Genomic DNA, 21,856 nt, shown 5'->3' with positions numbered 1-21,856 from the left:
ATCAGGTCTACGGTTGTTAGCGGGCCCTGTTATCCAGCGAATTTCTCGTGGATAGCAGGGTAAACATTACGGGGATTTTTTCTTGTAGGGTAACAACTAAGGTAGGTACAGAGGTTGTCAATTCTGACTCATGCCAGGCTATCAAAACGGGTAATCAATAGTGCAGACCGGAACCCTTCAGATTTACGGCCAGCTCGCCCAATTTAGTATCAGGGTGTCGATGACACATTTTAATCATCTTGGGTACAGCGACAGTTTCCACCTCATGCAGGGGAACATAATCATCGCCTTTAAAGTCCGAATTTTTATTAACAATCACAAAGGCAATTGCTGTCATGTATTGCCGACTCATATCAACGAATTCTTTACAGGTCATATCTTGTGGCGCCGCTTCCGTTGCCTGTGTAGCAAAAGCACGGCTCATCGGCGCCATAACAGAGGCCATAAGAATAGCTGTAGAGACAATCAATTTAATATTCACAATGCGCTCCAGAAGTAGCATTAATTTTTATCGGCGAGTTTTTCAGTTTGTACCAACGACGCATTTCTGCGCAGACTGATAAAAGCCAAAGAACTAAAAATCATCTCAACGCCTATAAAGATGGAGGTAAACACATAAGAACGGTCGGGATCCATATTCAGCCATACGGCTGCAATAAGCAGGTCAAAAATACCGATAAAAATATTCCATCCATAGCCCGGACTGCGGAACATTTTGACGCCGGAAGCAACACGAAAAATCCCGCCAAGAATAAACAGGCAGCAAAAAACCATTGCCAATGAATTCATACCTATCACAGGATTTTCGAGGAAACAGTATCCCAGCAGCAACCATGCGATAGCAAAAAAGGCATAGGTAAATTTGGCTTTCAACTGCTTTTTACCCGAGGAAAACAGGCTGTAAATAGAATAGAAGCCGCACACCAGGAACATAAAACCTGTTGCATAGCTTAAGTAAACACCTGCAGCGATTGGATAGATTAAGCAGCAGATGCCGCAAACCAACAACAGCACGGCCATGATTGTGGCGTGTCTTTTATAATGAAATAGTGTTTTTTCATTAAATGCTTTCAGGCTTTGCTGATTAAAAACAAACATACATCCTCCGTTACATAGAAACGCAATGTAACCTACTAATAAAAGAGTAATATTCACTTAATACATATCACTTACAATGGAATGATAAGACTTTCCCTCCGAATTCGTATATAAGAATAAAGGAATGTCATTATCTGTATAATCCTACACGTGTCAGACGTCTGACACCTGTAAGATTAAACGCTCATTATTCTATCCTGGCTCTGATTCCACTCTTCGAAGTTATTTAATATGCTTATTTCGTTTGGTGAGATATACCAAATTTATTCAGGAGAAAGTAATGAAAAAGATTATTCTTGCAGGTCTGCTTGCAACCATGATGGGCTCAGCCCCGGTACTGGCAGCTACCACTACCACGCCGGCACAAACTGCTACCGCCAATGTACAAAAAGAAGCTGCCGATATTATGCAGGTCGCAGTACAAGGTGCAAACGCGATGCGTGATATTCAGCTTGCCCGTCTGGCCCTGTTTCATTGACAGCCTGACAGTGCTAAAAAATTAACCGATGACGCCGCTTCCCTGCTTGCAGGTGACAGCCACGACTGGGCGAAATTTGTAAAAGCTGCGCCTAAAGCCAAGATGATTGACGATCAGTACGTGATTATTAACGCTACGATTGCGCTGTCAGAAGACTATATTGCCACCCCAGCTAAAGAATCCGCTATCAATACAGCGAATGGCAAAATGGCTAAAGGCGACTGGAAAGGTGCTGTGGATACCTTGCAACTGGCGGGTATCAGCGTGCTTCAGACCCAATACCTGATGCCCCTGAATCAGACGCGTAAAGCCGTTGCCAGCGCTCAAAAACTGCTGTCTTCAGGTAAATACTATGAAGCAAACCTTGTGTTAAAGGGTGCTGAAGAAGGCATTGTGATCGATAGCGAGATGCTGGGCGCAGGCCAGTAATACTCAGCACTACGGAGTGTTGAACCAGGACTTTCTCTCCTGATCGGGTTGCTACGGCAACCCGATCAGGGGGGTTAATGGCTAATCAGACTGTTAATCTCAATCTCAATTTCCCGCATGACGGCAACAATCTTCTGTAATGCTTCCTGGCGTACTGCCAGAGGAAGATCGTCATGTCGCATCGATTCAAAAGGTTCGCATAGCGTCTGAAGAGCAGTAATGCCCAGAATTTGCGCCGAACCATGCAACCGGTGAAGGGCTCGCAAAAACAGCTGGGGTTCGTCTTGCTCAACGGCTTTCTCGGCCGCCTGTAAATCGCTAAACGTTGCCTCGCGGAATGTTTCGAGTATCTCGTTCATTAATGCGCGATCGCCGCCGGTATTTTCCGTCAAGACATTGAATTTCAGATGCCGGATTGCACAAGGAGACGAATAACCGGTTTCGATTTTGCTTAATTCATGCGTCAGTGTCTGAATCGACACGGGCTTAAACAGACACAAATTCATGCCGTTTTGCAGACACCTGTCACGTGACTGTGGGAGCGCGCTGGCCGTCAGTCCCCATATTTGTAAATGAGGCTGCTGACGACGTAACGAAGCCGCAAGATCAAACCCGTCCTTCTTCGGCATATTCACATCGGTTATCAACAGGTCGTATGATTTTTTAGCCAGTTTGGCTTCGGCTTCCTCACCATCACACGCTTCATCCACGCTGTAACCAATGGCGTTCAACTGTCGCTTAAGCAGCAGGCGATTGGTCGGGTTGTCATCTGCTATCAAAATAGACAGACACGGCAGCGGCAACAGCGCCCCCGGCGTGTTGCTATCCGGTACAACTGACTGGCGGGCTGTCTCAACCGGCAGCGTTATGGTAAACGTGGTTCCTTGCGCCGGAACGCTCATCAGCTCCAGCGTACCGCCCATCAGCGTCACCAGCTCTTTGCAGATAAATAATCCCAGACCAGACCCCGTTTGTTGACGCCCACAGCGCCCCTGAGCGTAGCGACGAAACAGCCCGGCCTGCTCCTCTTCGCTAATCCCGCAACCGGTATCGCTAATGGCGATGGTCAGGGTACCGTGATTCTCCCCGTCAGGTGTTAAACGGGCCGTCACATGAATGCTACCCTGCTCGGTAAACTTCAGCGCATTGCCCACCAGGTTGGTGAGAATTTGCCGCAAAGCTTGTTGATCGACAAACACCCGCTCGTTTGCCGGCAACTGGCTTACGCAAGCAAGCGTAACGCCTTTCTGTCTGGCTAAGGCATCAAAAGAGTGACACTGCAATTCAATGAGCTGCGAGAGATCCGTCCATTGAGGAACAACCTGATATTTACCAGACTCAATCTTATCAACGTCCAGAATCTTACCGATCAGCCCAAGCAGTGACTGGGCTGTCGCTGCGGTAAGAGCAATCGCCTCTTTTCGTTGTGCCGGGCTGAGTTCTGAGCTCGACAGTAATTCCAGAAAGCCCACAATCGAGCTGACAGGGGTACGTAATTCATGGCTCATGCTCGCAAGAAAGCGACTTTTGGCCTTGGTTGCTTCAATCGCTTTATTTTTTTCGGTTTCCAGTTCTTGAGACAATGCCTCTTTGAGATGAAGCTGCTCTTCCAGCTGCCGCTGCGATTGTTTTCTTTTATTTACCTCACGGGAGAGTGAGATCCCCCAGATCAGGCTAATTGCTATCAGCAACAGCGCAAACACCACCAGTTGATAGAACTGTTTGCTATACCGACTCCAGAGATCGACCTGCGTATTAGAAATTTTCGACCACTTCTCCGTCATCTGCAAAATCTCACGCGGCGGTATCGCCTGCAGCGCTTTATCCATTACGGACTTCAACATGGGCTCGTGGGGAGAAACCGCAAAGCTCACCGACGCGCCAGGCATATCTGGTAGCCTAAAAAAGTGCATGTTTTTCTGATAGTCATGATCGACCATGAACCTTGCCGACAATTCGGTAGCAATTGCCGCGTCAACCTTGCCATCCCTGAGCATAGTCATCGCGACGCTGCCAGTATCAGCATCCACCCAGGTGGCCTGCGGGTAGCGTTGTTTCAGGTCACTTTCCAAAACATGTCCGGCGGGCAACGCAATACGGATCGGTGTATTCAGTAACGAGTCGGCCGTTTCATCGCGGGAAGTGATAATCACAAATGCCACATTCATCAGCGGATCGCTAAAGGTCGAATTGTGCTGATTTTGATTTGTCAGGGTGATAGTGGGATACATATCCCATCGTTCGCCGCTTATTTGTTTGGTCTGTTCACTTTTGGTGTTGGCCAAAACCGGCTCAAAATCAATCCCCGTTTGCAGATGAATAATATTCAGCAAATCGCCAAGAATTCCACGTAACTCACCGCTGCGATCGACAAGCGTGTAAGGCGGGTAATCTGGATTGATAAGAATGCGAATAGTATGTTTCTTCTTCAGCCACGCTTTTTCCTGATCGGTAAAAGGAATAGGCGCATTCAGAAAAGCAAGGTTACCGCGGTTCAGCCAGTTCTGCATGACCTGCATATGAATTTCATTACTGATTGACGTAATGAAACCATCAAGAATATTTCTTAATACTGGCTGGTCGTCCTTCACCACAAAATAATTATATTGCTCTTGTTTATCAAAGTAGTGCGTAATAACCAGTGATTGCGAAAAATATCGGGAGACACAATGACTGCTGGTGATATTGTTCCCAATATAATATTGGTTATCACCGTTCACTACCGATGCCATGGCCTGATACTCGTCGTCGAAAAATGAGACTTTAGCTTCAGGAAAAGCATCCTGGATAACATCAAGAAAAGGACAATCTCGCACACACGCGACGCTAACCTGATGCTCCGAGGTCAGCGGCAGCATGGTGTTTTTTAGCGAGGTCACAAGCGTCGGCCACGTCGTCAGTAATGCCGAAGTGCGCAATAAATGGCCGCCGACATCTTGTCGCCGGGACAGCTGAGTTATCAATGTATCTACATCGTTACTGGCAAGTGCGGTCAGCGCTTCTTGCTCATTATCATACTGCTTTATAACAATTTTTATATTGAGATTCTTTTGCATTAGCGCAAGATAATCCGCGTTGACGCCCCGATAATATTCACCGCTATTTTGATAAACAATGGGGGAGACTTCCGGTAACCAGGTGCCAACAACCAAGGTTTTTTTATGCGCTAACCAGTTTGTTTCTTCCCTGTTCAAGCCGATATGTTGTACTGAGGTATTATAGTTACTTTTTAGCTCAACTTGCCGGGCTGAGCTTACACCCGTAGAAAACCCGATGGTAAATATGACCATCAAAAAAATAAACAAGCGTTCCAGCATTACTCTATCCTATTTTATTTCTTTGCGCATAATCATAAATTTCCATTAATGACGAGCAATCTAATTTCTCCATCAAACGGCTTTTATAGGTGCTTACCGTTTTATTACTGATGTTCATTTTGCTGGCAATAGTGCTGTAATCCATACCGTTAAGAATATAACGCAACACTCTCATTTCCTGGGTCGACAACGTATCAAGCTTATCCTGTTCGCTGACAGATGAGCCAGTAAAATGCTCAAGGGAAAAGGGAAAATAGCTATACCCATTTTTTGCAGCTTCGATTGCGGCAAGAATATTATTCATACCCTCTTTTTTACTCACAAATCCGTTGGCACCGTATTCGGCGCTACGTTTGCCGTAAAAAAATTCATTTTTGGCTGAAATGATAATGATTACACCAGCATAGTGCCGCTTTCGCAGTTGCTCCAGCACTTCGATGCCGCTGATGCCCGGAATATCCACATCAATAATCAGTAACTCCGGCTTAGTTTTCTCAACGGTTTGGACCACATGCTCTCCGCTGTCGAGCTCGGTGGTTACGGTAATACCATTAGTATCGAGTAAGTTGCGGATGGCTATGCGAGCTAATGGGTGATCATCAACGATTATCGCGTTCATTGCGTATAAGAATCCCGATAAATAAAGAGAGGCGATGGCTATCGAGCAGGTGAGCCTTAAGCATTATAATTTATAAAAATAAGGCGTTATCAGGTAAATCCTAACACATTCACACGTATATTTATTAGTTTTTTATAAAAACGAAGAATAAGGCATAAATGCAACACTGTATTTTACAAATTTTAAACCTTGAGCCTATCTAAATATCAAACCATTAACACAACCAAAAGGAATATTCCTACATGCGTAGGATAAATCCCTCATTTATTATGATTCATTCTTAATGGCCGGGGTCATATAACCAGGGGGAGTTTTCATCACAACGGCAAAGGTGTATATGCAGAATAGCTATCTAAGAATCATTTTTATACCAGGTCAAATCTGGAGAAAAAGATAATAAACCTGCTGATTTGATAGTAAAACGCCCTGTGGCTCAGGAAACAACAGAGCCACAGGAGTCAGTCATGAATCAGGCTTTACTGGGCAACGCCCCAATAGCATGGGAGCTTTTCACGGTCAGCGTAACGACGGCAGAACATAACAGCGCGGCAATCATAAAGATAAAGGCGCTGTTATAACTTCCACCACTGCTTTGAATCAGCCAGCCGATGATAGGTGCAGAAACGACTCCCGCCATCTGACCGCCAAAGTTAACGATCCCGGATGCCCGCCCCATGATGTTGCTGGGAATGGTGTCCATCAGAATGCCCCAGAATGTCGCCATGGCGAAGAACATGAACAGGGCTGAAATACACTGATAAACCACCGCCATATCTGCACTGCTCACGCTGAAGGTCAGGTACAGGAAACCCGCGGCAATAACGGAGGTCACGACATACAACGTTTTACGCTGGGGTTTAAATTTATCTGAGCAATAGCCGCCTAACAACGTTCCGCCTGCGCCAAACAGGAAGGGAATGGCCGCCATGACGCCGGTTTTTGCCAGAGAAAACTCACGAACGGTGATCAGGTAGCTTGGCAGCCAGGTTGAAAAGCCCCAGAAGGTGATATCAAACAAAAACCAGATACTCGCCATTTGCCAGAGCACCGGCATTTTGAGGACGTCTTTAAACGCGATGCCGCTGGTGTTTTGCAGGCTTCCCTGCTCGTCAGCAGCCAGTTCCGCCAGATCCTGCTGCGTAATTGCGGGGTGATCTTTCGGATTGTCGCGGGTAAAAAAGTAGATCCCCGCCGCGATAAACAGACCCGGAATACCTAGCACGATAAAGACCATGTGCCAGCCAAAGGCCCCGATTATACTTGCGGCTACCACTACCGCCAGCGCCGGGCCTAAGGTGTTTACCGTTGACTGAATCGCCGTGGCGCGGCCACGTTCTTTCGACGGGAAATAGGTTGATATCATCTTCCAGGAAGCCGACGGGAAACAACCTTCACCAACACCAAAGAAGAAGCGAACGGCCAGCATTAGCGGCAGCGTCAACACGGCACCGGTTAAGCTGGTGAAAACAGACCACCAGGCAATACCGATGGCCATGATTTTGCGCGAACCAAACTTATCCGCCAGTAAACCGCCGGGAATTTGAAACGCGGCATAACCAATAAAAAAAGCGCTAATAATTAACCCTTGTTGGGTCGTATCCAGATTTAAATCTTTGCCGATATAAGGGAGAGAAACGCTCATCACCATTCTGTCGAGAAAAGAGAGCAGCCACGCCAGCCAGATCAATGTCAGGACGGTATACCTTGCTTTCCAGGTCTTTGGTTTACCTGAAGGTAAAGACGTTTGTAGGTTCATTGTGATGTCCTTAAGGTGTAGTGATCTACCGCGGCCATAAATGGTCGCGATAAATCAATGCGTGTTTAGCGTTATTTATTAATATTGTTTTCTAATAACCGTACCGCTACAGGCATAACTTTCAGTGCCATTGATTAAGGCAATGCGCCCATTAACCATGACAATTTCAATCCCTTCCGGATATTGATTGGGTTCAACAAAAGTGCCCTTATCGGCAATGGTGTTAGGATCGAACATCACAATATCCGCCGCATAACCCACTTTCAGCAGCCCACGATCCTGCAGGCCTAATACCTCAGCGGGTTTGCCAGTCATCTTACGGATTGCCGCTTCCCAGCTCAGACATCCCTCTTCACGCACATATTTACCGAGCACACGAGGGAATGCGCCAAACACGCGCGGGTGCGGTTTGCCAGCCCCCATTAAACCGTCGGTACAGACGTTTTGCTCAGGACGGCAAAGGAACTTAATCACATGCTCTTCAGTACCGTAAAAGTCGACCATCCCAACGGCGTTTTCTTCTTCAAACAGCAGATCGAAGGTGGCGTTGTACGGATCTTTTCCGCGTAGCTCGCCCAACTGAACGAGGTTCAGACCGACGGCATCCTGGTTTTTTGTCGTTTTTACGCTGGTGACAAAAATCTGGTCCAGCCCGGCAAAATCGATAAAGTTATCCCAGCCAGGAATGCCCTGCTGAATATCGTCGATCATTTTGGCGCGCAGTTCAGGCGAGGCCAGCCGCTCAAGTAATTTGTCAGTGCCACCGGAGTGGACCCACGGCGGCAGGATCACGCCGAGCATCGTGCTGCCCGCCACATACGGATACTGGTCGAAAGAGATACGAATCCCCTCTTCCTGCGCCTGTTCCAACATGCCCAGCATCTGGTCAATCAGCCCCCAGTTTTTCTTACCGCAAACCTTCATATGTGAAATATGCAGCCAGACGCCAGTGGCGGTGGCGATATCAATCAGTTCCTGCGTTGAGTTGATAATATCGTCCGCTTCACTGCGCTGATGCACCACAAAGATCCCGTCATATTTCGCCGTCACTTTGCACAGTTCAATCATTTCGGCGGTATCGCCAAAGGCGCAAGGCATGTAGATGAGCCCAGTGGAAAGACCAAACGCCCCTGCTTGTAACTCCCGCTCAAGGATTTCGCACATCTTCGCCACATCCTCACGAGTAGAGGGGCGCCCATCCAGGCCCATGGCTTCCATGCGTACGTTGCCATGCGGAACTAAATACGCGAGGTTTGTCGCCGGATGACGCGATGCCAGCAGATTGAGGTAGCCGTCTGTGTTTTTATATTTCCAGTCTATTTTGTCGGTATCGCCATCCAGTCCGGCGATATTTTTACGCCAGGCCGGAATATATTCTTCAGGCAACGGCGCCAGGGCGACACCATCCTGCCCTAACAGCTCGGTGGTAATACCCTGACGAATTTTTGCCGACAGCGCGGGGTTAATAATGGCCGACAGGTCAGAGTGCGTATGGGTATCAATAAAACCAGGACAAATAATTTTTCCCGTTGCGTCAATAACCTGTTCATTAACGCCAACGTCAATTTGACCGATTGCGACAATGCGTCCTTCGTCAACCATCACATCGGCAATTCTGCCTTTGCTGCCCGTCCCATCGATTACATTTCCGTTTTTGAAAATGGTTTTCATCGTTATTCTCCATAGCGGTATCGCTTCACGACACCACTTGTAAGGTAAGAGGTTGTTATCTTTCTTTTTATTGGCGATAGAGTGTCTGAATGATGCTGTAATAGCCGCTGGCCGAGCCGGTTAACTGATCAATCTCGATATATTCATCGATGGTGTGGGCCAGGTTTTCGCGTGAAGGTCCGAAGCCGATAGTTTTAATTCCCGCTTCGCCCGCATAGTGGCTGCCGTTGGTGCAAAATGAGTACTGTGTGATGGTTGGATTAAACCCGGCCTCGCGAACGCCAGCCAGAGCGGCCTGCACGAATTCGTCAGACTCGTCATACACCCAGCCCGGGAAGAAGCGCTCGCCCTCAATCGTGGCACCGGTATAGCAAGACTCCTGACCTACCGCGTAGGAGACACGGGCCTTAAACTGCGGATCCTGTGCGGTAAGTTCCGCAAGCGCATTTTCCAGTGGGGCAATAACACTTTCTTTGGTTTCACCCACCAGCAAACGACGATCGTAGGTTGCGCGACAATAATCCGGCACTACCGAAGCTCCCGGGTATGGCGAAGATTTAATGTCGGTAAGCTCCAGAATGCCAGGCCCCAGTACCGGGTGCGTGGGCGGAGTGATTGTGCGAATTTTGTCGATCAATTGCGCCATTTTGTACACCGCGTTAATGCCTGCCTGCGGGTTGGCGGAGTGCGCGGGTTTACCAAACGTTTCGACCACAATTTCAGCGCGGCCACGCTGACCAATTTTCAGGTTTAACTCGGAAGCTTCACCGATGATCACGTAGTCCGGCTTATAGCGCTCGCTGACCAGCCGGGCAGCAATACCTTCAAAGCACTCCTCATGCACGATGCAGGCAACGTAGATTTTGCCGGCAAAATTACGCTGATTGTCCTGGCCGAAAAAACCCACGGCGGAAATCATCGCCGCCACGGCACCTTTCATATCGGTTGTACCGCGACCATAAATTTTGCCATCGTCGATATCGCCGCCGTACGGGTTGCGGCTCCACTTCTCTTCGTTGACCGGCACGGTATCGATATGTCCATCGAGAACCAGCGTTTTCCCCGGCTGATTGCCGACAATGCCGCCCACAATGTTGCCGTACTTATCAACGTGGATGTCATCGAACTGGTAATGCTGCATCATTTTTTTTATGGCATTAACCACTTCCCCTTCCTGACCGGAATAACTTTTTTGTTGGATCAGCGCCTGACAGTTTTTAATGACTTCATCAATACGTTTTGCAGATAACATGGGTTTCTCCGTTATTTCTCTCAATCAGGAAATGTGTTATTTGATGCCCGGGTACTGACCGCCCCAGACAATATCCAGATATTGTTGTGGGTCGGTGTCGCCTTCGGTACTGACCAACAGCACGCGGGAATGCGCATCCAGCCCCAGTTGTTCACGCGTTTGCGCCAGTTCAGGTGAGGTCATCAGCAGCGCCAGCAGACCGGAAGTGACCGCGCCGGACTCACCGGATACGATCTGCGGATCGCCCGCCAACGGATTACCCAGCATGCGCATGCCCAGCGCTGCGACTTCATCAGGGCAGGAGGCAAATGCGTTGGCATAATCACGTAGCAGTTTCCAGCCGATGCTGTTCGCCTCACCGCAGGCGAGACCAGCCATCACGGTTTGCAAATCGCCGCCCACCGCAATTGCATCCCCCTCTTTAGAACGGGCAGAGCGGTAAAGACAATCGGCAATTAACGCTTCAGCGACGATCACTTTCGGGCGGTGTGCACCCCAGGCTGCCGTCACCATTCCCTGCACCATTCCGGCAAACGAGCCAACGCCTGCCTGAACAAAAATATGCGTCGGCGCAACCTGATGCAGCTGGTCTATCGCCTCCAGCATCAGCGTGCCGTAGCCCTGCATAATCCACTGCGGGATTTTTTCATACCCTTCCCAGGCGGTATCCTGCACCACAATCCAGCCATGCTTTTGTGCTTGTTCCGCGGTCATGCGAACCGCATCGTCATAGTTCATATCGACGATTTCAGCGGTAGCGCCTTCATTACGGATGGAGGTCAAACGCTGCTGCGAAGAGCCCTTCGGCATATAAACCACGGCGTTTTGCTTCAGTTGGCGCGCCATCCACGCCACACCGCGACCGTGGTTGCCATCGGTGGTGGTGGCAAACGTGACGGTTTGGAGATCGCGGCGTACCTCTTCGCTGGTCATCACGTCAAACGGCAGTTCACTGATATCCTTGCCGATTAATTCCGCGATATGGCACGCCATCGCATAGGAGCCGCCTAACGCTTTGAAGGCTTTCAGGCCAAAACGCTGAGACTCATCCTTGAGATAGATATTTTTAACACCCAGCTTTTGTGCAAGAGCCGGCAGCGTATATAACGGCGTCGGCGCATAACCCGGAATAGACCGATGAAAATTCAACGCTTTTACCAGTTCCTGGCGACTAAACGGTGCCAGCGGCGCGTTTGGATGTTCGGTAAACGGCGTCTGGTTGATAAAAAATGATAAGTTTTCCTGCATCATAAAACCTCATTGTTCTGGTATTTCACTCCCTGTAATAGACGTATACAGAGATAGTTACGCTATCGGTATTGCAAATAGAGCAAAATGCTTACCAGTTTTTTATTAATCGAGTAAAACCTTATAAATATTTTAATAAAGTCTTTATTTTCAAATAATTAAAAAGAAAACGAGATGGGCACTGAAAAATACCACAGCGTTAGTTTATCGCCTCGTTTGATAAATTCTCACAATTGATAAATAGTGTGATCGCGGAAGATAAAATAAAAAAAACATCCAAAAACAGAGCAGTAGATTGATTTTTCGCAAATCATTTTTGCATTGCTTCGCATATTTATCATCTCCCTTGAGAAATGCCACTCGCTGCCGGAGATGTACCATGATTTCAGTACTCAGCAATATTCAGGATGATATCTGCAATTATGCCGACGCTATTTCTGGCATAACCGGAACGGATGTTGAAATCATCGATGAATCCTTAATGCGCATCGCTGGCACCGGTAAATACCGACATATGCTCAATGAAAACGTGGCAAAAAATGGCTACATCTACCACCACGTTTTGCAGGTCCGAGAAACGGTTCTTATCAAAAACCCCGGCGAACATCCGCTGTGTCAGTTATGTGAAAAACACCACTACTGTTCTGAAATGCTGGATTTGAACGCACCAATTTTTCTCAACAATCGAGTGATTGGCGTGATCGGAATTATTTGCTCAACCCAGGCGCAGCGTGACGCGTTATTGAGCCAGATTGATAAATTTGTCACTTTTATTGAGCAAATCGCGGTGATGATCTCCAGTAAGGTCTTTGAATGTCTGGAGCGTTTACGCGCGCAGGAAACCCTCGGCGCATTTCGGCGTCTGATCGATGCCATGGACCGCGGCGTTGTAGCAATTGATGGCAATGGTCTTATCTGGCATGCCAATCATTCAGCCGATCGCATTCTCAACCGCGAAGTTCAGGGATTACCGCTGACCATTGAAACAACCGGGGACAGTTTGTATGGCGATGAAGAAGCATGGCTGACGCTTGAAGGCCAGAAACACCATGTACTGTGCAAACAAATTTCGCTCTCCTCGCTGGATAACGATCGCTTAACGATGGTCATCTTTCGTGATGCGCACGACTACCTGAGTAACCTTACTCCATCCCCTTACGAGTCTGACACGCAGGTGCGGCTGATTGGTCACTCTTCCTCAATGGAGCAACTCAGAAGCACCATTAGCAAAATTGCCAACAGCTACGCCAGCGTGCTCATCACCGGGGAAAGCGGCTCGGGTAAAGAGGTCGTGGCATTTGCCATTCACCAAAACAGCCCCCGTAAAGCCGCCCCTTTCGTGACAATCAACTGCGCGGCAATCCCCGAGCAACTACTGGAAAGCGAACTGTTTGGCTATGTACGCGGTGCATTTAGCGGTGCAGATCCCAAAGGACGAATGGGGAAATTTGAACTGGCCAACGGCGGCAGCCTGTTTCTGGATGAGATCGGCGATATGCCGCTGCACCTGCAGGCCAAGCTGCTCAGGGTGTTGCAGGAAAAAGCGATCACCCGCGTGGGTTCTAATAACATCATTAATATTGATGTGCGCATTATTGCCGCGACCAACAAAAATATTAGCGCGATGGTGGAGAATAATCAGTTTCGCGAAGACCTTTTCTATCGCCTGAATGTCGTCCCTCTGGTGCTTCCTTCCCTGCGTGAACGCAGGGCTGATATCGCCGTCCTCGCACAATACTTTGCCGATGAGTTTTCGGTCAGTTACCAGCGTTCACCGCAAAAACTGCCCGATGACGTTATTAATCGCCTTTATGCCTGGCACTGGCCGGGGAACATTCGCGAATTACGCAACGTCATCGAATACATTTTTGTGATGCGCGGAGAAGCCGCTGGGATCAACGCCAGCCATCTGCCCCCTTATTTACTCTCCCCGGCTGACAGCAGGAAAACCACGATGACCGCACAACCCCGACAGCTGGCGATCCAAGGAAAACAAGCGGAAAGGGACGCTATCGAAAATGCCATTCAGCGATTTGGTTCAAGCGTGGAGGGCAAAAAACAGGCTGCATCAGAACTGGGAGTCAGTATTGCCACGCTCTATCGAAAAATAAAACTGTATGGTTTGTGAGCCCTATTTTTTTAACAATTAAGCCCGCGTAGCGCGGGCTTGTGGTGGGTATAACAGAGCAAATTAAGTACAGGGATACTTAATCAAACACACCATTGATAACCGCGGTGACAATTGCCGTGCTCAGTGCAATCAACACCAGATTGTCGCCAACAACCTGCCATTCATAACCCGGGTAATACGGCAGTTGATTCAGCATCGAGGATGGGACACTTTTCTTAGCGATCCCCGGAGGAAGTGGTTTTCCTCGCGCCAGATTTTTGGCGATGCCCGGAGGCAGTGACTTATATCCCGTCAAACCATATCTGACGGCATACTGCCTGGCCACGTTATAGCTAATATCACTATCAACATGGTCCGGCTTGCCATAATTTTTACGCTGTTCCGATTGCGAGTTGTTTTTTGAGCCTGGATTTCCTTTCTGGCTATGACTGCTATTACCCTTATTCCCACTATTACCATGGTTGCCGCTATTACCATTTCCGTTGCCATTACCGGGGTTAGCCGAAACGGGGATAGCGCACATCGACATCGCGGCAACGGCAACTAAAGCCGTTGCTAAAGTACGGAGCCTGGACATGATGATTCCTTAAGATATGGATACATACAAAATGTATGGTATTGCGTGAATATTGGCTATCGCTATGAATCCGATTTATTGGCAGAAAAACGCTGTCGTTTTGCAAAGTGAGCAGCTTTGATTGACCGTTTTTTAAATTAAAAACCGCCATTCCCGTTAACTCAGATCGGCAAGCGACAGGCACAGGATCTGAGTTTTTGGGAATAACTTCGCGAAAATGGAGAGAAAACGGCGTTTTTTTTCGGTTAAGCTATGTTCATGCTTTGGCGCTACCCATGGTCAGATTCACTATTCAGGAACCCACCCATAATGGCAAAAAGTACCCCGCAGCTGCCGCTCGACCCACATATGTGTCGCAGCTATGAAAAAAAGTCGCGAAGTCCGCTGGCGCTCTACTCAGAGTATCAGCGGATGGACGTCGAGCTGCGGGCTCCGCTGGCCATGACCTACAGCCACTGGCACGGTCAGGTTGAAGTGAATGTGCCGTTTGATGGCGATGTGGAGTACCTTTTCAATGACGAAGTGGTGAAAAGCAAACAGGGCTTTATCACGCTGTTCTGGGCCTGCACCCCCCATCAGCTGACGGATGCCGGGCACTGTAAACAGATGGCCATCTTCAACTTACCGATGCATCTGTTTTTGTCCTGGCCGCTGGACAGGGAACTGATCAACCACGTGACGCATGGGATGGTGATTACGTCGCTTGCCTCGCAGCAGTTGAGTGCTTTTGAAGTACAGCGCTGGCAGAGTGAACTCAACAGCGACAATGAGCAAATTCGTCAATTAGCCATTGATGAGATTGCCCTGATGCTCAAGCGATTTAGCCTCGCTGGCTGGCGGCCAGTGCTGGGTAACAAAACATCGCGCACCCAGAAAAACAGTATTTCACGGCATTCACAGTTTTACGTCAGCCAGATGCTGGAGTTTATTGCCGCAAACTGCGACAAACAGCTTACGGTCGATGCTATTGCCGAACACGTTAAGCTCAACCCAAATTATGCGATGGGCATTTTTCATCGCGTGATGCAACTAACAATGAAACAGTATATTACCGCAATGCGCATCAACCATGTGCGGGCTTTGCTTAGCGATACGGATAAAACAATTCTGGATATCGCTACAATTGCAGGTTTCCGATCCAGCAGCCGTTTTTATAGCTCATTTCATAAATACGTCGGCATGCCGCCGCAGCAGTATCGCAAACTGAGCCAACAGCGCCGAAATCATTCACCTTATGCCGAGGGGTAATTTATTCGTCAAACTCACTCTTACCTTACAACCAAAATATAAGCATCAGAATAGCAGGTCAAAATAGATAATCTGCAGCAGTTAATAAAATAGGGTTCAGCCATGAACTCTGGCAACTATGTTACTCAGTTATGGGTGACCTGTAGCAGGTATTTATTTGACGTGTTCAACCATTATCGATTGGGATGGAATTATGGAATTAAATAGCTGCACCGCCAACAACAGAAAGCCATTGTCTTTCTTTTGGTCAGTTTTACCCATGATAGTCATGCTGGGTGGCATTAGCATCGGATATTTTATCTTCAATATTCGTGCTGAACCCATGATCCTCGTGGGAACCGCAACCGCCTCGTTTATCGCCATCACTCACGGCTACACGTGGGATGACATTCTACAATCTATTTGCAATAAAATATCTGAAGCGCTTCCTGTCATATTAATCGTCGCCAGTATCGGTTTCTTAATTGGCGCATGGATGGTGTCAGGCACTATTCCAATGATGATTTATTATGGTCTGAAGTGGATTAACCCGCAGTATTTCTATATTTCAGCATTTATGCTGGGAGCGCTGATCTCAGTCTGTACCGGCACCTCCTGGGGATCCATCGGAACCGTCGGGATCGCCATGATTGGCGTAGCGATTGGTCTGAATGTTTCGCTGCCCATTGCTGCTGGCGCTATTGTCTCCGGCTGCTGGTTTGGTGATAAGCTTTCTCCGGTTTCTGACTCAACCAACATGGCGGCGCTGGCTGCCGGTGTAAACCTGTACTCGCATATCGGCCATCTGCTGTGGACCACCGGCCCGGGATTTATTATCTGCTGCGTCGTATACAGCTATATGGGCATGGGCATTGATGCCTCATCCAGCGCGCCAGCCAATATCACCAACTTGATGAACGCTATCGGCCAGATTTATCACTTTAACATTCTTCTACTGTTGCCACCGATCATCGTTTTGTATGGCTCACTGTCAAAAAGACCGCCAATCCCGATGCTCTTTTTATCCACAATAGTCTCGATGATTCTGGCATTAGCCTTTCAGCAATTTACCGCATCATCGGTTGGCGAATCCGTGGTTAGCGGTTTTAAGCTCGCGATGCTCACCGGAGATAACCAGCCAACACTATCATCAGATGTTTCGCGCTTACTGGAACGAGGCGGCGCCATTTCAATGTTTAGCAGCTTCGTCACCGTCTTCAGCGCCTTCAGCTTTGCCGGCGCAATGAGTGCGACAGGCTCTTTGCACACCGTGATAAACGCGCTCACGAAAGGCGTTAAATCCACATTCCGCCTGGTGGCCACCACGATTGTGACGACGTTCACCATCTGTGCCTGTACGGCAAATGGAACCTTGCCACTGCTGCTGTGCGGCGATGCCTTTAAAGAAGAATATAAAAAACGAGGGCTTGCGACAAAGAACCTCTCGCGTACTACCGAAGATGCGGGAACCGTTGTCGAACCGATTATCCCCTGGTCTGCCTCAGGCGTTTATTGCGCCACGATGCTGGGCGTGGCGACGCTTGATTATTTGCCATGGGCAATCCTCTGCTACAGCGGCATCATCTTTGCCCTGCTGTGGGCGGCCACCGGTATTGGTATTGCTAAATATGAACCAAATGAAGCTACAGAGCATATGGTTGAGCAAAAATCATAGGCTAATAAATAGCTAAATATTGGCTACCACCAGGGTAAATTTAATATATCGATTAGATATACAGAAATATTCTTCACTGTTGCGTTGCTTAAACTATTTTTCAGAGACTGTCCAGGAGTCAGCAATGTCTTTGTTTGATGATATTGTCATAAGGGATGTTAATTGCCGTAAATACGGTCAATTACAACAGATGTACGGCACCACCGATGTATTACCGCTGTGGATTGCAGATATGGATTTTGTGACGCCAGAGCCAATCATGAGCACACTGCGTTCAGTGGTATCGCAGCCAGTACAAGGCTACAACCTGGATTATCCGCAATGGAAAGAGTCCGTTATTCATTGGTATGCGCAACAGTATGATGTCGACATAAAGCCACACTGGTTGCATTTTATTCCCGGCGTCATAAAAACTATCGTGCTCTCTCTGATGGTGTTTACCCGACCAGGCGATAATATTTTAACCTGTACGCCAATATATGACCCCTACCCTAATCTGGTAAACACCAGCGGCAGGAATTTGATTCAAACGCGCCTCATTGAGGAAGATGGTCATTACGAATTTGACTGGCATGATTTCAGCGAAAAACTCAAGCAGTGCAAAATGTTTCTTTTCCCTTCGCCGCATAATCCAGGCGGTATGGTGTGGTCGCGGGAAACGCTGGAAAAAGTAAGTCACTATTGTCAGCAAGCTGGCGTCATTATTCTCTCAGATGAAGTGCATAGTGATTTAACCCTGCCAGGCAAGCGCCATCTGCCGTTTTTTACTTTAGACGAAGCGACAGGGAGCCAGTCAATCGTGCTGACCTCAATCAGTAAAACCTTCAACACGGCGGCGATCCAGGGCGGAATTGCCATTATTAAAAATGATGAATTACGCCATCAGTTCTATGGTTTCCTGGATAACTGCTACCTTGCCGAGACACATTCATTACAGCAGGCGGCCATTTACAGCGCCTTTACCTATTGTGGCGACTGGCACCAAAAATTATTAGCCTACCTGGCCGACAATGTGGCGTTTGTTAAAAGTGAAATTGAAAAGCACTGTCCCTTAATCTCCATTGTGTATGGCGGCGCATCGTATCTTCTGTTCCTGAACGCGGAAAAAATGAATCTTAGCGATGAACAGCTAAGCGCATTTTTTGTGCAGGACGCAAAACTGGGTCTGTCACCAGGCGCGCAATATGGCCCCGGCGGAGAGGGTCACATGAGACTCAACGTTGGGTGCCCGCGCTCGGTACTGGTAGAAGCGATGAACCAACTGAAAGCGGCGTACCAAAAACGACAGAACGCGTAGCGCGCATCACACTCTTTGCCCCGCCACGGTGGGGCAAAACTATACAAAGATGTTGCAGAACTGCTATAAAGTTTTTCCGTTCTGTCGGCTGGTGTTAAACTGGAAAGTGTGATCTTCATCATAACCTGCTTAAACAGAGAAAAGAGACACTGCTATGCAACATATCATTGAGGGCTTCCTCAACTTCCAAAAAGAGATTTTCCCTCAACGTAAGGAACTCTTTCGCAGCCTGGCATCCAGCCAGAATCCCAAAGCGCTTTTCATCTCCTGTTCCGATAGCCGCCTGGTGCCAGAACTCGTTACTCAGCAAGAGCCCGGACAGCTTTTCGTTATCCGCAACGCCGGTAATATCGTTCCGTCTTTTGGACCGGAACCCGGTGGCGTATCTGCTACGATTGAATACGCGGTTGTCGCACTTGGCGTGACGGATATCGTCATCTGCGGACACTCCAACTGCGGCGCGATGAAAGCCATTGCCGATAGCCAACCTCTGGATCCGATGCCCGCTGTGGCTCACTGGTTGCACTATGCCGATGCCGCGAAAGCCGTGGTTGAGAAGAAAACCTGGGATAACCCAATCGATAAAGTTAACGCCATGGTGGAAGAAAACGTTATCGCACAGCTCAATAATATTAAAACGCATCCTTGCGTCGCGGTTGGGCTGCGAAATAATGCGCTTCGTCTGCACGGCTGGGTATATGACATCGAAAGCGGTGAAATCCGTACCCTGGATAAAAACAGCAAAACCTACGTTTCCCTTGCTGATAACCCGCAGGTGCATTTCGAGTAAATCGTCCACTAGAGCAAGGATGCTCTGGAGAGCTTTTACCTACTTTTGTGCTATAGACAAAAAACGCACTTGCAGCTAGTTTTTTAAATAGCCGTTGATGTTTTGCTTTTGCATTGGCCTTAGCTCATCCATTCAGTATTGCAACAGATTGCATATATTTAGAGTAAAACAGCTGTTCACCTGAGTGTTTTATCAAAATTATCTAGCAGCGATATCAATTCTGATAATGGTGCAGGCGATAAAAAGGAGCTGACGCAAATGCAAGCGAAATTAAAACGAATAATAAACATGTTATTTTATCATGAATCATGGGATATCATGATTATTAAGGATCATGGTACACACCAATTCCCAAATAACACACTGGATATATTAAATAAATCCGCTGCACAGCAGTTAAAAAAGGAATATACGTTTCAAGCCGATCCTTTTCTTATTGAAAAAGATGATAAACTGTATGTTTTTTATGAAGCTTTTAGCTTTCGCAACTCGAAAGGCACGCTCCGATGCCGTATTCTTGATAGTGAACTGGTTGAAATTGATGACGTGAAACTTGAAGGTTTTGACGACCTGATGTGTCATTTGTCATTTCCGTTCCTGATTAATATTAACGATCAGCTCTTCATGATTCCTGAATCATCAGAAAGAAAAGAAGTGATACTGTTTCAGTCAGTAGAGTTTCCTACACGCTGGAAGAAAATTAAAGTTCTAATCTCTGACACCGAAGTGACAGATAACATTTTTCTTTCAATGAATGAGACCTGCTATCTTATGTCGACCACCATGGATAATAAAATAATTATTCATTCGGCAGAGCATCTCCACGGACAGTGGCAGAGAATTACTCCTGCATTGAAGGTGAGCAATCATCATCATCGGGGAGCGGGTGCGCCTTATCTTGTCGATAAAAAAATGTATTTCTTAACCCAGGAATGCACACCTGAAACATATGGAAAATCTATCTACATCAAAGAATTAGTCACACTGAATGACGCTACTTTTGATGAGAATCTGATCGAACAAATCAATTCGTCGATCAACCACAGTGACGGCGTTCACACGCTAAATTTCTCAAGTAACTATATTGCCTATGATACAAAAATAAACAAATTCAGCTTTTTATCTATACTTAGAAAAATATCTTACAAGTGTATGGTGAGTTACCGAAATTATTACCTTGCCAGGCGTCACCAATAGCGTTTTCTATGATAGTGACGTGAATCAATGCCCATTTTCATCGCATTTTCTGGAGTCCATATGGCTATTCTTGTCACTGGTGGTGCAGGTTATATTGGTTCACATACTGTTTTAACGCTACTGGAAAGAGGCGATGATGTCGTTGTCATCGATAATCTGGCAAACGCCAGCCGAATCTCGCTGGACAGGGTCGCGGAACTCACAGGAAGGGAACCCATTGTCTATATCGCTGATGTTCTCGACAGGCAGGCATTAAAAAACATTTTCGCCAACCATAACATCACCGATGTCATTCATTTTGCGGGCCTCAAATCGGTTTCCGAGTCGATAAAAGAACCCCTTGCTTACTACGAAAACAACGTCACTGGAACGCTGGTTTTACTGGATGAGATGCTGGCCGCAGGCGTTAATCGATTCATTTTTAGCTCATCAGCTACGGTATACGGTAATCCGGAAAGCGTGCCGCTGAGCGAGCAATCGCGTACGGGGGGTACCACCAATCCGTACGGTACCTCTAAATTAATGGTCGAACAGATTCTGGCCGATTTCTCCCGCGCGCAGCCCGACTTCCGCATTACCTGCCTGCGCTATTTCAACCCAGTCGGCGCCCATACTTCGGGTCGAATTGGTGAGGCTCCCAACGGTATCCCCAATAACCTGGTGCCGTACATCTCCCAGGTTGCGATTGGTAAGCTGAAAACCGTGTCGGTGTACGGCAATGACTATCCAACCCCCGACGGCACCGGCGTTCGTGATTATATCCACGTCATGGATTTGGCGACCGGCCATTTAGCCGCGCTGGATAGCCAGAACAAAGGCGCTGCCTACAAGGTGATTAATCTCGGTACCGGGGTCGGTTATTCCGTGATTAATCTGATTGAGGCGTTTGAAAAAGCGGCGCAGAAAAAAATAAGCTATCAATTTGTCGACAGAAGGCCCGGCGACATTGCCGAATGTTGGTCTGACCCGTCACTGGCATACAAAGAGTTAGGCTGGAAGGCCATCTACAACCTTGATGAAATGATGCGTGACACCTGGAACTGGCAAAAAAACAACCCGAATGGTTATAACATCTGATGTACCCGGCAACGAGC

The 21,856-nt window shown here is 47.7% G+C and carries 16 protein-coding genes and 1 pseudogene; 8 read left to right on the top strand and 9 right to left on the bottom strand.

The annotated features are described in order from the left end of the window. Positions 1-154 precede the first annotated feature (154 nt). Together HV314_RS06525 and HV314_RS06520 are read right to left on the bottom strand one after the other, a co-directional pair. Entirely contained in the window at positions 155-502 is a 348-nt protein-coding gene (locus tag HV314_RS06525; protein ID WP_016157253.1) for an HdeA/HdeB family chaperone, read from the bottom strand. Further along, entirely contained in the window at positions 502-1,098 is a 597-nt protein-coding gene (locus HV314_RS06520) for a DUF308 domain-containing protein (protein WP_049040331.1), read from the bottom strand. Before HV314_RS06520 ends, HV314_RS06525 begins: the two co-directional genes overlap by 1 nt. A 280-nt stretch (positions 1,099-1,378) precedes the next feature. Between HV314_RS06520 and HV314_RS06515 the strand changes: the two are divergent. Continuing rightward, positions 1,379-2,005, top strand: a pseudogene (locus tag HV314_RS06515) (YfdX family protein). Positions 2,006-2,079: 74 nt separating this feature from the next. On the opposite strand, the gene HV314_RS06510 reads toward HV314_RS06515, so the two are convergent. The 6 genes from HV314_RS06510 to dpaL form a co-directional block, all read right to left on the bottom strand. Beyond that, positions 2,080-5,322, bottom strand: coding sequence for an ATP-binding protein (locus HV314_RS06510; protein ID WP_181547622.1), 3,243 nt, complete (start codon positions 5,320-5,322; stop codon positions 2,080-2,082). Between the two features lie 4 nt (positions 5,323-5,326). After that, positions 5,327-5,941 carry an acid-sensing system DNA-binding response regulator EvgA gene (evgA, locus tag HV314_RS06505; protein ID WP_016157256.1) on the bottom strand — a complete coding sequence of 205 codons (615 nt, stop codon included), beginning with the start codon at positions 5,939-5,941 and terminating at the stop codon, positions 5,327-5,329. Positions 5,942-6,410: 469 nt separating this feature from the next. Further along, positions 6,411-7,697 carry an MFS transporter gene (locus tag HV314_RS06500; protein WP_016157257.1) on the bottom strand — a complete coding sequence of 429 codons (1,287 nt, stop codon included), beginning with the start codon at positions 7,695-7,697 and terminating at the stop codon, positions 6,411-6,413. 78 nt (positions 7,698-7,775) lie between these two features. Beyond that, the gene (locus tag HV314_RS06495; RefSeq protein WP_080859110.1) at positions 7,776-9,368 is read right to left on the bottom strand and encodes an N-acyl-D-amino-acid deacylase family protein; all 1,593 of its coding nucleotides are present in this window, start codon (positions 9,366-9,368) and stop codon (positions 7,776-7,778) included. Positions 9,369-9,435: 67 nt separating this feature from the next. Beyond that, positions 9,436-10,620 carry a YgeY family selenium metabolism-linked hydrolase gene (locus tag HV314_RS06490; protein WP_047499508.1) on the bottom strand — a complete coding sequence of 395 codons (1,185 nt, stop codon included), beginning with the start codon at positions 10,618-10,620 and terminating at the stop codon, positions 9,436-9,438. Between the two features lie 36 nt (positions 10,621-10,656). After that, positions 10,657-11,871: a diaminopropionate ammonia-lyase gene (dpaL, locus tag HV314_RS06485; protein WP_425594250.1), complete on the bottom strand. Its 1,215-nt coding sequence runs from the start codon at positions 11,869-11,871 to the stop codon at positions 10,657-10,659. Positions 11,872-12,247: 376 nt separating this feature from the next. On the opposite strand from dpaL, the gene HV314_RS06480 reads away from it, so the two are divergent. Next, the gene (locus tag HV314_RS06480) at positions 12,248-13,996 is read left to right on the top strand and encodes a sigma-54 interaction domain-containing protein (RefSeq protein WP_181547620.1); all 1,749 of its coding nucleotides are present in this window, start codon (positions 12,248-12,250) and stop codon (positions 13,994-13,996) included. Positions 13,997-14,075: 79 nt separating this feature from the next. On the opposite strand, the gene HV314_RS06475 is transcribed toward HV314_RS06480, so the two are convergent. After that, complete coding sequence (locus HV314_RS06475; protein WP_094762066.1) at positions 14,076-14,576, bottom strand: anti-virulence regulator CigR family protein; 501 nt, start codon at positions 14,574-14,576, stop codon at positions 14,076-14,078. 309 nt (positions 14,577-14,885) lie between these two features. Here HV314_RS06475 and melR point away from each other — a divergent pair, with 309 nt between their 5' ends. The 6 genes from melR to galE all read left to right on the top strand — a co-directional run bounded on the left by melR (position 14,886) and on the right by galE (position 21,839). Next, positions 14,886-15,824, top strand: a complete 939-nt coding sequence (gene melR / locus HV314_RS06470) for a transcriptional regulator MelR (protein WP_016154104.1) — start codon at positions 14,886-14,888, stop codon at positions 15,822-15,824. A 193-nt stretch (positions 15,825-16,017) separates the two neighbouring features. Beyond that, entirely contained in the window at positions 16,018-17,478 is a 1,461-nt protein-coding gene (nhaC, locus tag HV314_RS06465) for a Na+/H+ antiporter NhaC (RefSeq protein WP_181547618.1), read from the top strand. A 124-nt stretch (positions 17,479-17,602) separates the two neighbouring features. Further along, positions 17,603-18,775: a MalY/PatB family protein gene (locus HV314_RS06460; RefSeq protein WP_181547616.1), complete on the top strand. Its 1,173-nt coding sequence runs from the start codon at positions 17,603-17,605 to the stop codon at positions 18,773-18,775. A gap of 154 nt (positions 18,776-18,929) precedes the next feature. Next, positions 18,930-19,565 (top strand): carbonic anhydrase, encoded by a 636-nt coding sequence (locus HV314_RS06455; protein WP_016154107.1) that lies wholly within the window; start codon positions 18,930-18,932, stop codon positions 19,563-19,565. 258 nt (positions 19,566-19,823) lie between these two features. Beyond that, positions 19,824-20,762 (top strand): glucosamine inositolphosphorylceramide transferase family protein, encoded by a 939-nt coding sequence (locus HV314_RS06450; RefSeq protein WP_181547614.1) that lies wholly within the window; start codon positions 19,824-19,826, stop codon positions 20,760-20,762. Between the two features lie 60 nt (positions 20,763-20,822). Further along, positions 20,823-21,839 (top strand): UDP-glucose 4-epimerase GalE, encoded by a 1,017-nt coding sequence (gene galE, locus HV314_RS06445; protein ID WP_094762195.1) that lies wholly within the window; start codon positions 20,823-20,825, stop codon positions 21,837-21,839. Positions 21,840-21,856: the final 17 nt, after the last annotated feature.

The organism is Citrobacter sp. RHBSTW-00887 (assembly GCF_013728095.1).
Lineage (GTDB): Bacteria > Pseudomonadota > Gammaproteobacteria > Enterobacterales > Enterobacteriaceae > Citrobacter > Citrobacter braakii.
This window is presented reverse-complemented; position numbering and strand designations above follow the sequence as displayed.